Consider the following 15,060-nt stretch of genomic DNA (forward strand, 5'->3'; position numbering starts at 1 on the left):
ATCTTACCTTTTTCTTATTTTTCCCCTAAACTTAATAGACCTATAAAGGGCTGAGTCAAGCTGATATTTTGTAAGCAATAAATCTTTATTAATATGGGGATTGAACTCTGCATACTCTTCATCCCTATGAGCATTTTTAATTACTAATTTATGTAGATTAGATAATACATTAGAAAGTTTCTTAACCTCATTGTCCCTTTTGGCTAATTCCTCATTTATTATGGAGGCCTTATCAAAATATTCTTCATCTGTTATTCTCCAGTAGTCACAAGAAAAACAGTCTGTTTGACAATATTGCTCAGGGTCAGTACAGTAACCAATCTCTAAATCTCGTTTAAAAGTTGTACTAGGAGGACGAAAAATATGATGCTCCTTAATGTAATCGCCAAATTCAAGGTGTAATGAATATGCATTAACTTTTCCATGTGAATCATTCTTAATATTTATCTTAAACTTTTGCATCAGCTGCAAAATTTCCGTATCTACCCAGTATTCTTGATGTTGATGATAATGATATTGTGATTGTAATTTTGTATGTCCCCCTAATCTTGCAATTTCGACAGGGTGATAACCCTGTCTCATTAAGTTTAAAAAAGCAAAGTGTCTAGTATCTCCTGGTTTCAAGGGTTGGGTTACATCATAATTAACGGGTTTTTCCTCCATATGTTGAATTCTAGCCTTATCCCAAGAAGTGGGGAACTTTACAGAATAACCGTATCTCTCGGCTACTATATAGGTATAAAAATCTAATAATATGTACTCAAAAACACCTAAATTAAACTTTTCAGCATTCACCTTTTTGAACTGTTTAGGTGTAGTTGACATATATGAAATAAATGTTTCGGAAAACCCAAATTCACTAGTACTATTTTTGTACTCGTTCATTATTTCAAATAATTCCTTTGGTATTAAAATAGTATCAATAATTTGAATTCTTCCAACGTTATTTTTTTGCTTAATTCTAGGTAATTTAACATAGTATTTATCCTCCTGTGAAAACAAACAATTCCGGTCCATCTTACAGAACTCTGAAGGTCTTATTGGGATTAAATTTGTCAAGTTCCACCAAAGGAAAATGGGGAAATATCTATAGTATTCATCACTTTGGAAAGAGGTTTTATTGAAAAAATCCTCTAGAATCCATGAAAATAATATAACCTCTTTGGATGGAGGTAATGATCTTGTATTACTGAAAGTTTCTGTCTTTAAATTAGATTTCGCTTTTAATAGTAACTTAAGAAAGTCTCCAGACTCTAAATCTTCAAAGTAATCAAGAAAGTTTAGAACAGCTATAGTAATATCCCAACATTGTCGATTCGATATTTTATATTCAAAATACCTTTTGGTCTCCTTCAATAAGGATGAGTTAAACCAGTCTGTTAAGTTACAAAACTTAAGAAATGAGTGGTAGTAATTTTGAACTGACTGTGGACCAATTCTCGACAGTAAAGAGGTAATCCAACACTTTATAATGTTGATCAATTCAAATTTACTAATTTTCTCCCTAAGAGAAGAAAAATAGATTTTATTGAAGTCAAATGTGACCGTCGTGTCTGAAATGTTATTCGCGAATACCCATATGTCTTTCTCAAATTCCCCTTCAAGAAGGGTACCAAGTTGATGTTCTTTCAGTAATATTTCTTTAGCTAACTCCATACTTGATTCTAAATCAAATTTATAATCATTAAATTCTTCAATAATTAATGCATCTTCTGCTGACGTAAAACTACCATGCTTACTCATTTTTTTCTCCTGATCTTATAGTTAAATATTCTAATGCGCTAGGCAACTTTTTTAACTCCTCTTTTAAGGCCGGTAACCCTCCTGGGATAAATTGTGTAACAGTATCCTCACCGAATTTTTCAACTGCTTGTTTTAATAAAAATAACTGTGGATAAAGTCTATTAGTTAGTCTTGTTTTTTCGCCGACTTTATCTGTTAAATAAAATTTTGCAGAGAAATCATTTAGTCTATCAACAATTGTTTGTCCAATATCTGATAAAGCATAAATATGGGGGATTACGAAAGGGCAGTCACCACATTCTTTTTCTGGAAATTGGCACCTCTGAAATACACATTGATAACCATATTGCTTAGCAGGTTGTTGCCCAAGATTAATACAATTTAAGAGGTCAGTTAAATCCGGATGGTTATTTAGTACCTTTTTAACTAGATCCCTTTCCCGTAGTAGAGCATTAAAAAAAGCAGCAATCGTCTCAATTTGGACATAGTCTCCAAATGTATTTTTGATTAATAGAGATCGATTCGTTCTGGCAACTCTATCTGTTGAAGGCTGTCCCAATAATAAATCACCTAAAATTTCATAAGAGTATCCGAAATGACCAACTTCAAATAATTGATTTGTAAGAAAATCAATATGTTCTCGTGGTATGTCGATATAAATATTGGTTATTTCTTCATCTGAGTGACTTCGAATGAATTTTGTGATTTCTAGAGGGTTTCTTTTTGTTACTTTCTTGATAACGTTGTATATATAACTAATTAGTGTTCTATTCATTTTTCTGGAACCAAAACTAAACGTTGAAATAAAACTACTAAAAAATGCTTTTCTATGAGTGTTAGTGAATTTTCTTTTTACGCTGTTAAAATCAATTAAGGTCTTACTACTAGCTTTCTTACATCGTAGTTCACATATTATCGCAGCATATGCAAACGCAAGGGTCAACTCTTCCGAGCAGAAAAAGTACCTTCTTTTTTGAGTTTTTGAATGAATAAAGTTAATAGATTTCACTTGATTGATAATTGATTTAGCTTCTTCAAGTGTCAATTCATTTCCCTCAAACCATTCTAAGCTATCAACTCTAGTTTTACTTATATCAATTCGTGGAAATAAAGTTATATCTCTATGGCGCCATGCATTGTTCATATGTAATAGAACATAAAGCCAAGATGAAGCGTAATTAACATAATTACTACTTCCCGCATTTTTTGCATCTCTTATTGCTTTGTTCTTATGAAGAGATATATCCCCAACGTAATCCAACAAACCCATATATTCACTAATTTGATATATACTTTTTTCATTTCCATTTTCGTTTGGAATAGGTTTAAAATCTAACTTATTTAAGTCATAGCCCTTTAAGCCTTTTTTCGATAAATTTTTGTTTATTGCACGAATAAATGAAATAAAATGATTTTTAATATTGGCTGGTATATCCTTATTCCTAAATATTCTTAAATTTAGCTCTTTATGGGATTGTGTCAGTATATCTCTATCTATTGAATTACTTATTATTAATTCTGTCACACGTAATAGTTCTTTGATATAATCTCGTTTCGTATCATCACTAGCATTTGTCCTCTGTAGTTTCCTCCCAACAAATTGAAGCCAGAATTTTTCAGTATTTTTCGAAGAGGGGGGGAATATATATTTAAATTCTTTAAGCGCAATCTTAAAAATTAAAAAAGGATCTGCATCCATACGGTTTATAATGTCACGTTTTTTCTCATAATTCACTTTTTTAAATTTGTATTCTTCTATTTCGGATTTAAGGTAAACATGGTGGATCTTATTCATTTTCCTTTCTGTTCTATTAGTTCTTAGCAGAGGGGGTATTGGAACAGTTGTAAAACCATACCTTGTAATTATTTCAGTCAAATTTAAATACTTTTTTGCTTCATCCCGCGTATAATAGTGAATTAAGTAATAATCCCATAATTTATCTTGCTCAGTTTTTAAAAACTCGATGTCTTGTTGACTAAAATATACTTTCTTTTCTCTTTCTCCTATTTCTTCATAAACTGGAGTCAAACTATATTCATTTACCACTTTCTCAAAACTTGCCGGAGATATATTAAGCTTAAAACTTGCAGCCTGTCGTGAATATGAATTATGTTTGGCTATTTTTTTATCCCGATATTCATAAAAGTCATTTTTATATATGTAGTGATATTGCTGATTGTTTTTTTGTATTTTTATAATTGGCTTACCAATTTTTGGCCATATATAAGCAAAATCATTTACGTTACTTCCCATTATTTCTGCTGCTTCAACTAGAGAGACCATATTATTACAAAATTTTTCAAGGTCCAATTTTAAAATATAGTAGTTGTTACCCTTGATTACTTCGTTAATGCAGACCATTTTTAAATTTCCATTATTATGTAATTCTAAAAATCTTTCATTATAATAGCTATTACTTACTGGTTTTGGTATTCCTAATTTCTTTAAGAATTGTCTTATAGTTATAAAACCTGATCTAAATAAATTTAAATTCACTTTATATTCGACTACGTCGTAGACAGAAAACAACTGGATTTCCTTAACAAATTTAGATTTAATTTTCCCTTCATCTGCTAACCTTCTTAGTGTTTTATAATCCATTGAATATTCAGGGTAAAGTTTCCTAATAACATTTCCATTGAGATAAAGTTTTTTATCTATTTGGTTTATTTCCCCATTAACTTCTTCATTATTATCTAATAGACAAATGGCTTCTTTAATGCTAATTTTCTCCATGCTTAACTTCCTTTTTCCATTTTTCAATATTTGATTCTTCAATTTTTGCTAATTTATCTGTATACGCCTCACGAATTTTATTAATCGCTTCATTAGTAAGTTTTATAGCATTCTGTTCCTCAACATAAGAAAGTACTGAAAGTATATTTTTATCTCCCCTCGCAACAGCAACTTCTGGGACGGTTGCACCAATTTCTAGCAAAAAATTAGTAAAAACACCTCTACATATATGGGTTGACCAGTGTTTACTAGTAAGATATTCATAATCCTCAACTTGCTCTTCTTTACTCAATTGCCTCAAAAACTCTTTTTTTATTTTGTTGAATTTTTCGTAATAGCTCTTTCCAGATATAGGATGTCCATTACTCGATGAGACAAAGAGAGCTTTTTCGTTCTTTATTTCACATTTTCTGGTAAGTGAATCCAAATGGACCTTATGTTTTCTATATACTTTTGACAATACGTCATTAACTAGTAAATATTGATTCCTAGGTCTTTTTACTTGCTCGTGTGTATGATTCTTTTTGTGACCAAATAGAAGTTCCTGGTTATCTCTAATTCGTAAAATAAAGCTCCTGATTCCATCATCGTTGCCATTCCAATAAGTTGGTTTTTCTAAACTATCCTTTGTTAGGTTCACAACTTCACCAGCTCTTAACCCCCCAAAGAATTGAAAAGCAACACCCAATGCAATATCAGGAGATATTTTTTCAGCAGTGTTTATAAACCTTACTGCCAATGCATACCTATTATCCCCAAAGTCTACAAGCTTACTTGAGATACCCGCATCTTTGGGAGGGTATATAGTACCAAGTTCCAAGTCATCAAATGGCGAACCCTCTAAAATATTAAAAGGCTCGTCTATTATTCCTTGTGTATTAAGCCAGTGAAAAAAGTTTATTAAATAATATTCCATTCTATAAACGTAATTAGAATCTAACTTACCTGCACGTGCCCTTAAAGAAAGGAGGGATATATATTTTGAACCATGAATTAGTTTTAGTCCGAACAACCCTTTTTCATTCAAAGGAAGAAAATCTCTATGTCCCTTTTCTACTTGTTTTATAATAAAGTTTAGAAACTTTGTTAGTTCAGACGCTGCATTTCTTTGATTACTTAAAGAACCTGATTTCCTTCTATACATACCCTTTATGTAGTTTGTTATGGGTGAAGGATATATTTTATTAGTTTTTTCATCTCTTAACCCAATACCAATTACTTGTTTTTTAAAAATCTCCCCTTCAAAAAAATCCATTGTTGCAAATTCCACGACAGTATATTTATACTTCATTTGACCCTTAAACATTTTTCCCCCCACTCGAATTAACTCCATATAATATTTAATGGATATAATTTTGGATTAATGATATATAAAGGTTTATCGACCAAAATAGTAAATAATTTATTATTACCTCCAAATATAGTTATACAACTACTTTCAAAGTCGTTCCTTTGAACACTTAAAAGGATTGCTAGCACCATTGTTTCCTTATTGGAATGTGACCACCATCGATGCGTATGAACTAGGTTCTGTTTCAAGCAGAAAACGTGGATACGCAGTGGCTTTCAGAGAGGAAACGGACTTTCAATTTCCTACTATCCCTAAGCTGCCCGAGCATAAGCGACTGACGGTCGGACAAGTGCTAGGTAAGGATTGGGAAGAAGGGGATTGGAGAACGATTAAAGGGTCTACCATGGAGCATTTGCTATCAAAGGATGGAAAAAAGAACAATTTTAGCGCTCACAAAAATCGTACTTTAGTCGGTTTGGAGGACAAGAAGATATCTTGTATCATTGCGAATTACGCAAAAATCAATGTAACTTCTAGTTATTTCAAACATCCTGAGAATCCTGATTTATGGAGATTGTTCCGTTCGGATGAATTAGCTCGATTTTTAGATGTACCTGACAGTTTCTCGTTTCCAGAATTCATTTCTGAAAACCAACGAGCTGCGCTACTTGGTCAATCAGTTTCGGGTAATGTCGTTCGGGCAATCGGGATAGAAGTGGCTTATTCATTGATGAAGCAGAGGGTTCAACAATCAGTGGAACGTCAAATGACCATTCCATTGGAGCAAAACCAAAACAATCAGCTAGCCTTCATTATTTAGGCTACGGCAGGAGGAATTACTATGCTATATGTTAGCGGTAGATCAACCAATTTTTATTGGATTTTCTATAAAGTAGAAACAAATAAATTCATAATTACCAATGATGAAGAGTTAAAAAATGGAGCATTAGGTGATTTATTAGACGATGGATATGAAATCATTTGGGATAGTGCTCTTTCAAAGGACATAGCAAAGGAACTAGTCATGGAACAGATTCATACTTTCCTAGATTGGTATCAAAGGGATATTCCGCTCGAACGCTTACTATTGGAGGAACCAAAGCCTTTAATGTTAGAAACAGTGCCTCTTAGCTTTAAACAGGCTTGTGAGTTTATAAACACCCATCATCGTCATCATCAAGCTCCCCAGGGGCATCGTTTTAGTGTTGGTCTTAGTGATGGGAAAGACTTAGTAGGTGTGGCCATAGCTGGAAATCCGGTTAATCGTTATCTAGATGATTCACGAACCTTAGAGATTACTAGATGTTGTATGAAAAGCAGCATTTATAAAAATGGTGTGTCGAAGTTGCTATCCGCAGTTTATCAAGCGGGAAAAGCGCTCGGGTATAAGCGGATTATTTCGTATACATTGGAGGAAGAGACAGGTATCTCCCTTAAAGCTAGTGGGTTTTACCTCGATGGTATCAGTGAGGGTGGTTCTTGGAATTGTCGTTCAAGAAAGAGAACTGATAAAGCTCCTACTGGACCAAAGAAAAGATGGGTTAAGAAAATTAGTTAATTAAGGGGGAACTGTTATGGATTTATTGACAAGCTTGCTCCAACTACCGTCCTTATGGATGTTAGTTCTAGGAGTGATAGCATTGATCGTGGTCGTGAAAGTAATTCGCTCAGTAGTTGGAGCTATTACTGGACTAGTGTTCGCTGTCATTGGTTTAATCCGAATTTATTCGTTTTTAAGCGATAAGTTCTAATCATAATACAGGAATCAGAGAAGAGTTTATAAGCTCTTCTCTTTTTTATGGGAGGAAATAAAAATGTATCTAGAATATACCGTAAATGCGAGACAGGTAGAGAGAAAGTTTCAAAGAGAAATGAACAAACAAGGGTTTTATCGTACCGCTAAAGGAAACATCAACCGTTTAGTGGAGTATGGCAAAACACATGTATTCGTGATAACTGAAAAAGGGGCTAATCCCATCGAGTTGGAACGGACTAGTATTCGAAAAGCGATTACTTTTTTCTTTTTTAAGAGAACAGCGATTCGCTCAGATTTTAAGATCTTTTCCGAGTTCACTTCGGCCATGTTTGCCATTATCGTTCATTGTTTTCGAGATAAAAGCAAGTTGCTGAAGTTAAAACATGGTCTCTTTCGAGTATCTTTAATCGGAACAAGACACTGGTTTAGCGGTTTAGAACGGTCTCCGGACATTCTTTCTCTTCTAAAAAGTTTGGGTGGAAAGTACGTTCTGTTCAATTATAAAAGTATCTTGGAGTCACCTAATTGTTTACGTCAATTGGACGAAAACGACCTTTTTTGTATTTGTGACAGTGGAGCTTTTTCCTTGTTTAACCAGTCAAAAAAGGATGAGAAAAACGAGGTTTATCAGCCGGCTCTATTTGAGTCGGAATTGTTAGATGAGATGATCCTTGAAGGGTACGCTCAATTTATCAATAAGCATAAAAGTAATCCGAGAATACTAGGATTTATGCCATTAGATTGTATCGGAAATCCACAGAAGACAAGGGAGAACTATAAGAAACTTAAAGAATTGACCGACGCTCATATTTACCCTGTGTGGCAAATAACGGACACGTTGGAGGAATTAGACCGAATCGTAGAAAAAGAGCCTGAAATGGTCGCTATAGGTGGCTGTGTCCCATTCTTAAGCTCGCGTAAAGACTTTGTTCGGGATAAACTGAAGGTGATTACGAAACGTCATCCTAACGTTTGCTTTCATGGACTAGGAATAGCAAATGAAATGCTATTAGACTTTGGGATTTTCTCTGCTGATTCGACTGCGTATCTAAACGCACGTAAGTGGTCTGATAGAAAGGTATACTTACCGACTGGAGAGCGGATAGAGGCCCCAGTAGAGATGTCTACGATGGAGATTATTGCTCATAACATTAAATTCTTATTGGGGTTAGAAAACCTTGAAGAGAGTCAACTATCCCTATTGGATATGGCTCAAATAGCATAAAGGAATATTAAATATGCCAATTATGGTAGGAGGAAAAGAAAATGGAATTTAGCTGCTGTCATGCTTTTAATAAATGCGATTATGGAAAGTTGGAGTGTATCTTTGCTACAACGGATCCTAATATGAAACAGCGTTGTCGCTGTTATCAAATTAAACATTCACCTCACTATGCATCAAAAGGGAAGAATGAGGATACTCCTGGAACGGAAATAAGAAAAACCAAACAGGAGGTAGAAGAGGTTATCAAAACCCCTGAACTGGAGCAATTAAGCTTATTTTAATGTAAGAGAACCCGTTATAAACTAAAATCGTTTACAACGGGTTTTTCGTAGAATGAAGTTACCTTTATCATTGTATAAAAAAAAGCAAAATTTTTTCAATCAGGAACGTTGGCCGTGAAATAGAGTATAGAGCCGTTTTAGAGCTATCTACTCCTAAAACCTTGCTAGGAGAGCTTTTAGGCTAGTTTACAAGCCTAAAATTATGAAATACAATAAGACTATCAAACTATTTCGAAAGATTGATTGACTACTCCTACTAGAAAGTGGGGTGGTTAATATAAAAACTTTTGAAGTTTTATCATTAATATGTATGTTCAGTTCATTAATAGTTAGTATCTTTTCTGTTATCTTTACTGTAATGATCGCACTATTTTTATCTTTAATATGAAAAGAAGCAGCCATAATACGTTGGGGAACGCTAGGCTACTTCCTTTTCATAGAGTATTAGAGTGAATAGTATAATGAACAATTGTTTCTGTCCGAGTCAATCATTCAATTGAAACAGTTTGTATCAAGACCGAGGTGTTTCAGCACCTTGGTTTTTCTGTTACTAATAAAAAAGTTTACATAAGTAAACTTTATATTTCTGATTATAGCATATGTTAAAAAAATTTATAGAAATTTTATATATTTTTTTTATACTTTTAGGAAATCAAAATTATTATTTATACCCCATAGATTTTCTTTCTAAGCCCAAACCAGATCTTCAGTCGAAACGAATTTTTCTATTAATCCTCTTCTTCCTACATTATTAATTTCCAGATTAAATCTGCCTCTATAATAGACCGCTGAACTAGTATTATAAAGCGGGGAATGCCACGTGATTAATAAGGATTCAACGTCTCTTAATCGCTTAGGAGAGAACCTGCTTCCATATGGGATTTCTACGATCCCTAATCTAACGGTAATCGTACCTTTTTCTTGATAAAGCCAATCTTTATAATGTTCGGCTAATCGTTGGGAGAAGCTTCTTTCTGTTTTTCCAATATACAAAAGAGTTTCTTTGTTTCCGTAGGTTCGGTAGATGGCATAAATACCAATGCTACCAGCAACATCTTTATAACCAAGATTTAATAATGAGTAGGGACCATGCCATTTGATTGTTATAGATTCCATGTTATACCTCACAAATTTTAAGAAGAACAATTTAGGTTTCGACTAGCGTTATGATGAAATTAACCCGACTTGGGTACTAATTCATTTGCAAAATCAATAATTATATCTTTCATGATGTCAGTGATATCACTAACTTCTTTAACTACTTCCTTTGCACCTCCTTCAAAATCCATATAGGAAAGATCAAACCATTTACTTGGGTTATCCCTATTAGCAGAGAGTAGCCGAAAGATATCTTCCTTAACAAATAACATTTTCTCAAGTTCGTATAGGCCCATTACCTTTACGTTAGATAATAAATATTTATATTCTTCGCTATCTTTCATTAGGCCTAATTTATCTGCTGCGTTTGACATAATAATATCCCTACGAACGTAACTATCTTCAAATAATATGACAACTCCAAAAATATCTTCTTTCTTGAAATCTACTGTTTCTTCAAAAGGATAATAATCTACTCTAAATCTTTGAGTGATGTGTAAGTATACTTGTTTAACCGCTTCTGCCATCCTGTCAATTGTATGTAATATATCTTTATCTGACAGATTACGAATGGATACTCTTGGACTCATACTTTTGGAGTCTAGCATAATACATTGACTATCTTTACGTACCATAATGTCTAACGTTCGATTCATATTATGGTGATAAGAAAATTCAGGTGCGACTTCATCAAAATGTTCAGAGAACCGACAAATATGTAAAAGATAACTTTCTAGAACTTCCTTGCCAAAAAGCTGACGTAAATGATTATTGCCCTCAGTTAACCTAAATAAAAGCGAAGACGTAACAGCGTGCATTATAAGATGTGGTAGCGGTAGATATAATTTTTGATTATAAGAGATAAATGGGAATTGATAAAAATATTTAAAACCATATATATAATGTGTAATATCGTCTGTAATCCTCTGCTGGAGATCATTAAATTTCTCCCGTTCTATTGTTAATGTTTCGACAATATGCCTATATCTTTCTATTACAAAATTATATAAACTCTCTTGATTAATAGATTCATTAGAGAAAAGTAATTGAATGCTAAAACCAAACTTAATAAAATCTTCAAATCCGCAACCGAACTTTTCAATGAAATGCTTATTCATATCTACATTATCGTTAATAAAGTTGAATATATAGGAGTAACGAAAGACTTTATATGGAATATTTTCTTGTATTTGAAATTGGTTTAACCCTGTAACTATCATAATATAATCGAGAAAACTGTTGCTGTTGCTATCCATTGCTTCTTCTAATTTTGGCGGCATATATCTCTTGAGAGCACTTATTATTTCAACAAATTGTCTATCGCCACGTCTATCCTCAAAGTCAGCATTAGAGTATTCGCCAAGAGTTATAGTGGAAAATAAAGCAAATGTTTCTAAATCCCAGGGAAGAGCCATACTTCTTAATTTATCTGCATTAACTATACCGTTAAGTGTCATTAGTTTTTTAGAATGTGATTGGCATTTATGCATTTTAGCATCAAATGAATAGCGTTTTAATACAACAGGTATTCGCTTGAAATCCAACTTATTTCCTCCTAGCATTTAAACTATATATTAATAATAACATTGGAACACTAAATACGGACAAACACCTGCACCTAAAATATGTAAATAATATAAAACCTTGATGAAATACCTTTGTAGCATTTTTGTTTATTTATTAAACCAAATATGCTATTATGAATTCAATTAAATTGGACGAATGGGAGTGCCCCAAAACAAGATTATCTAAGGATGATCTGCGTTTTGGGGCACTCTTTTTTTGTCTATATTGGAGGTTAATATATATGGCAAAGATTATTAAAGCAAAAGTAGGAGACATTATCCTTTTCAATCGGAAAGAAGGAACCCATGAAGGGAAGGTTACGAAGGTACAAGACAACAGCGTCTTGGTTCAAATCGATGACTATTCGAAATTCGTTTTAGGTTATGAGAACAACAATACAGTTGTTAATCACAAAAACTACACCATCATAGAACAAGGTAAAACAGCTCATGCTAGATAAGCTTACGTACTATTTTATTGTTTTGGTTTGCTTTATAGCATTGATTGGACTAGTTACAAATATCGTTTATTAATGAGCCCAAGTAATGATGGGCTTTTTTACTTCCCTCTACATCTATACTATGTTAATAATAAAGGTAACATATATAATGTTCGATTAAAGGAGCATATCAAAATGGAACCGTATGTTAAGAGGGAAAAGAACCCATATAAAGAGAATAACCTTATTCGAATTGAAGCGAAAACTGGGGAGAAAATTTGTTCAGAATATCTTCAATACATAGAGAATGGCTTCCGCTTAACCGTAGAAGATATTGCTACCTATCTTGGTTGCACTTACCAGCATGTGATTAATAAAGTTGTACCAGAAGTAGAACATATTCGTATTACTGAATTGAGTAAGATGATCCTTATGAAGTATGCTATTGATTACGGAATTGATAATAGTATCTCCCAGCTGTTTACCAAGAGGATTCTTTTTTCTGAAAAGGGTTTTAAGGAACATATTAATAATACGATTGAGCATGTCCTTTCTTATAAGAGGTTTTCTGTCTCGGATTTTGAACCTGAATTTATTTATGAGGTGAATAAAAGGATTGAAAAAGTTAACGAAAAGAAAAGGGGAAGAAAATTAACCCTACAATCTTATATGACAAAAATTTTGGATGCCGAAAAGTGGAACGGATTTGAGAATAAGCCCGAGTATTACCCGATTAATAGCTATCCAATTAAGCTGTATACTCAAGAAGAATTAATGAGGGAGCATGGCCTTGTATATAAAGTTGATTTTTACAGAAATGTAGAGTTATCTTTGGGATACAGGAAACTAAAATACGGGAATTTGATTAGATATGAGAAGATTCAAGAAACAAATGATTTTGTTTTCCAAACGTATATATGTATTTTTAACATGCTTCGAGAGAAACATGGCGAGCACGTCATGAAAGTGATCCAAGAGAAAGCAATAACGGGGTTTTATGACTAATGAAACTTTAATTACCTGGACCACGTAATATTAAAAAAGGTGATTAAAGAGAGAGGAAAGCATAACACGGACTTCTTATTAGGAAATATCTTTGTGTTTATAATTTTTAATATTATTTTGCTTTTAGGAGGATTAATAGCAAATTCAATAGCGGATATACGGTTTAATCCAGACAAACGAATCTATAGTTTATCCTATTTGAAAAATGTCTTTAGTAACTACATAAAGTTAAGTGTACTTGTCAGTGCAGCCATGATCCTTGCACTTAATGTTTTTAGGCTTATCTATAGTTAAGTTAAAGGGTGAAAAGGTATGAGAATCGGAGATATAATTAGAGAGGCAAGAAAGCAAAAGAATTTAACGCTTAGAGAATTAGAATTGTTAAGCGGGGTTAGCCACTCTCAAATTTCTAAGATAGAACGTTTTGTGGACAACCCAACTAAGGAAACAGTTTATAAGTTAGTGGAAGCACTTGAGATAGAAAATGAACTAATTGATACCAGTGAACATAAAAAGATTGATACGAAAGATTTAATCAGGTATCAAGTATTAACGCGTGATAATTTTACTTGTCAGTTATGCGGAAACATTGCACCTGAAACTAAGGTAGTCGTAGCAAAAATTGTGCCGAGTGAATTAGAAGATGAACAAGATCAAAACAATTTAATTACCTTATGTTCTCACTGTAATAATGGAAGGACAATGCAAATTGAACAAGAGGGAATTGATAATGATATCTTGTATAAGAACCATGAAAGCAAAAACCAAACACCGTAATAGCGGATTAACCCCCGAATTTTGGACAATAACTCTCTTATTCTTTCATTTCCTCAGTTTTTTATTTTATAGATTTCTTTCATTATTCTTCAAAAAGGCCATGTTGCTTGACATGGAGCCTCTGCGGGCATGATTCTCCTGCCAAGAAGCCAGCTGTTTTACAACATTGGCATCGCCGAACGAGGCTATCATGCCCGCCACTCCAAATCAAGCTGATGCTTTGAATGAATACATCCATTACACCCGAACCTCCTTGATCACCAATGAATCTTGTTTTTGATAGAATTCCTTTGGTGACAAATCTAGTATACTAGAATGCATACGTCTCTCGTTGTAGAACTCCATAAAATTCATGACTTCTTGATATGCTTCTGTGTAGGTTTCAAACTGCCATCTGGATAGGCAATCGTCCTCAAAAATGCGATGGAAAGACTCAATATGAGCATTCATATTTGGTGTTCTTGGTGGAATTCTTTCGTGCTCAATTTTGGAATCTTCACAAAACTTTTCAAAAGTATGGGAAATAAACTGCGGTCCATTGTCTGTTCGGATTACAGGTTTTTCCAATTCGTCATATTGTTGGCGTTTTAATAATGCCCTTTTCAGTGTCTGTTTGACATCATCTCCAGTGCAGCTTAATCCCATATGATAGGTAATGATGCCCCTGTCATAAACATCGATGATGGACATGACAAAGAAAAAGCGATCCTCACCTTCGATAAAGCCATATTTAATGTCAGCTTCCCATAGCTGATTAGATCTTGTAATAATGCGATTTCTTGCTAGTTTCCTAGGGTATGAGACTTTCTTTTGGCGCTGTGGGCGTAAGATGCCCAATTCTTTACAAATCCGGTATACTTTTTTCTTGTTAATTTTAAGTTTGTATTTTCGCCTTAAGACCTTAGTGAGTTTGCGATAACCATAGTTATAGCAATCACCGGCAATCTCTTCTAGTAGAAATTCTTTAATCTGTTCGTCTGATATCTTTTGACCGTCCTCTTGGATCGAATAACCTGGTGCTGGACGTCCCTCACTTACTTTTTTCTCCTCAACACGATAATTCTTTTGATAGTAGTATGTGGATCGAGGAATACCTATGATTTTAAGCACCTTTGAAATCGAGTAGCCTTTTTGAATCCATT

The 15,060-nt window shown here is 33.6% G+C and carries 15 protein-coding genes; 8 read left to right on the top strand and 7 right to left on the bottom strand.

What is annotated here, in order from left to right; genetic code table 11:
• Nucleotides 1-3: 3 nt before the first annotated feature.
• Genes MKX65_RS25030 through MKX65_RS25040 form a run of 3 tightly spaced genes read right to left on the bottom strand, consistent with a single transcriptional unit; the run spans nt 4 to nt 5,798 of the window.
• Entirely contained in the window at nt 4-1,743 is a 1,740-nt protein-coding gene (locus MKX65_RS25030) for a hypothetical protein (RefSeq protein ID WP_340906610.1), read from the bottom strand.
• A complete protein-coding gene (locus MKX65_RS25035; protein WP_340906611.1) occupies nt 1,736-4,480 on the bottom strand; it encodes a hypothetical protein in 2,745 nt (914 codons plus the stop codon). Before MKX65_RS25035 ends, MKX65_RS25030 begins: the two co-directional genes overlap by 8 nt.
• Nucleotides 4,467-5,798, bottom strand: a complete 1,332-nt coding sequence (locus tag MKX65_RS25040; protein ID WP_340906612.1) for a hypothetical protein — start codon at nt 5,796-5,798, stop codon at nt 4,467-4,469. Before MKX65_RS25040 ends, MKX65_RS25035 begins: the two co-directional genes overlap by 14 nt.
• A 163-nt stretch (nt 5,799-5,961) precedes the next feature.
• Here MKX65_RS25040 and MKX65_RS25045 point away from each other — a divergent pair, with 163 nt between their 5' ends.
• The 5 genes from MKX65_RS25045 to MKX65_RS25065 all read left to right on the top strand — a co-directional run bounded on the left by MKX65_RS25045 (nt 5,962) and on the right by MKX65_RS25065 (nt 9,033).
• Complete coding sequence (locus MKX65_RS25045; protein ID WP_340906613.1) at nt 5,962-6,591, top strand: DNA cytosine methyltransferase; 630 nt, start codon at nt 5,962-5,964, stop codon at nt 6,589-6,591.
• A 21-nt stretch (nt 6,592-6,612) separates the two neighbouring features.
• Nucleotides 6,613-7,329, top strand: a complete 717-nt coding sequence (locus MKX65_RS25050) for an XF1762 family protein (protein ID WP_340906614.1) — start codon at nt 6,613-6,615, stop codon at nt 7,327-7,329.
• A gap of 16 nt (nt 7,330-7,345) precedes the next feature.
• Nucleotides 7,346-7,522, top strand: a complete 177-nt coding sequence (locus tag MKX65_RS25055) for a hypothetical protein (protein ID WP_340906615.1) — start codon at nt 7,346-7,348, stop codon at nt 7,520-7,522.
• 63 nt (nt 7,523-7,585) lie between these two features.
• Complete coding sequence (locus MKX65_RS25060; protein ID WP_340906618.1) at nt 7,586-8,752, top strand: hypothetical protein; 1,167 nt, start codon at nt 7,586-7,588, stop codon at nt 8,750-8,752.
• Between the two features lie 41 nt (nt 8,753-8,793).
• A complete protein-coding gene (locus MKX65_RS25065) occupies nt 8,794-9,033 on the top strand; it encodes a hypothetical protein (RefSeq protein ID WP_340906620.1) in 240 nt (79 codons plus the stop codon).
• Between the two features lie 687 nt (nt 9,034-9,720).
• Here MKX65_RS25065 and MKX65_RS25070 read toward each other — a convergent pair.
• Together MKX65_RS25070 and MKX65_RS25075 are read right to left on the bottom strand one after the other, a co-directional pair.
• Entirely contained in the window at nt 9,721-10,149 is a 429-nt protein-coding gene (locus MKX65_RS25070) for a GIY-YIG nuclease family protein (protein ID WP_340906622.1), read from the bottom strand.
• A 59-nt stretch (nt 10,150-10,208) separates the two neighbouring features.
• On the bottom strand, nt 10,209-11,675 hold the full coding sequence (locus MKX65_RS25075; RefSeq protein WP_340906623.1) for a hypothetical protein: 1,467 nt from the start codon (nt 11,673-11,675) through the stop codon (nt 10,209-10,211).
• Nucleotides 11,676-11,938: 263 nt separating this feature from the next.
• Between MKX65_RS25075 and MKX65_RS25080 the strand changes: the two genes are divergently transcribed.
• From MKX65_RS25080 to MKX65_RS25090, 3 genes are all read left to right on the top strand, one after another.
• On the top strand, nt 11,939-12,157 hold the full coding sequence (locus MKX65_RS25080) for a DUF2187 family protein (RefSeq protein ID WP_445677964.1): 219 nt from the start codon (nt 11,939-11,941) through the stop codon (nt 12,155-12,157).
• 174 nt (nt 12,158-12,331) lie between these two features.
• Nucleotides 12,332-13,141, top strand: a complete 810-nt coding sequence (locus MKX65_RS25085) for a hypothetical protein (protein ID WP_340906626.1) — start codon at nt 12,332-12,334, stop codon at nt 13,139-13,141.
• A gap of 312 nt (nt 13,142-13,453) precedes the next feature.
• The gene (locus MKX65_RS25090) at nt 13,454-13,918 is read left to right on the top strand and encodes a helix-turn-helix domain-containing protein (protein WP_340906627.1); all 465 of its coding nucleotides are present in this window, start codon (nt 13,454-13,456) and stop codon (nt 13,916-13,918) included.
• A 66-nt stretch (nt 13,919-13,984) separates the two neighbouring features.
• On the opposite strand, the gene MKX65_RS25095 is transcribed toward MKX65_RS25090, so the two are convergent.
• Complete coding sequence (locus tag MKX65_RS25095) at nt 13,985-14,110, bottom strand: hypothetical protein (protein ID WP_263479876.1); 126 nt, start codon at nt 14,108-14,110, stop codon at nt 13,985-13,987.
• A 45-nt stretch (nt 14,111-14,155) separates the two neighbouring features.
• Entirely contained in the window at nt 14,156-15,055 is a 900-nt protein-coding gene (locus MKX65_RS25100; protein ID WP_040344397.1) for an IS3 family transposase, read from the bottom strand.
• Nucleotides 15,056-15,060 lie beyond the last annotated feature (5 nt).

The organism is Robertmurraya sp. FSL R5-0851, from assembly GCF_038002965.1.
GTDB classification, from domain to species: Bacteria; Bacillota; Bacilli; order Bacillales; family Cytobacillaceae; genus Robertmurraya_A; species Robertmurraya_A beringensis.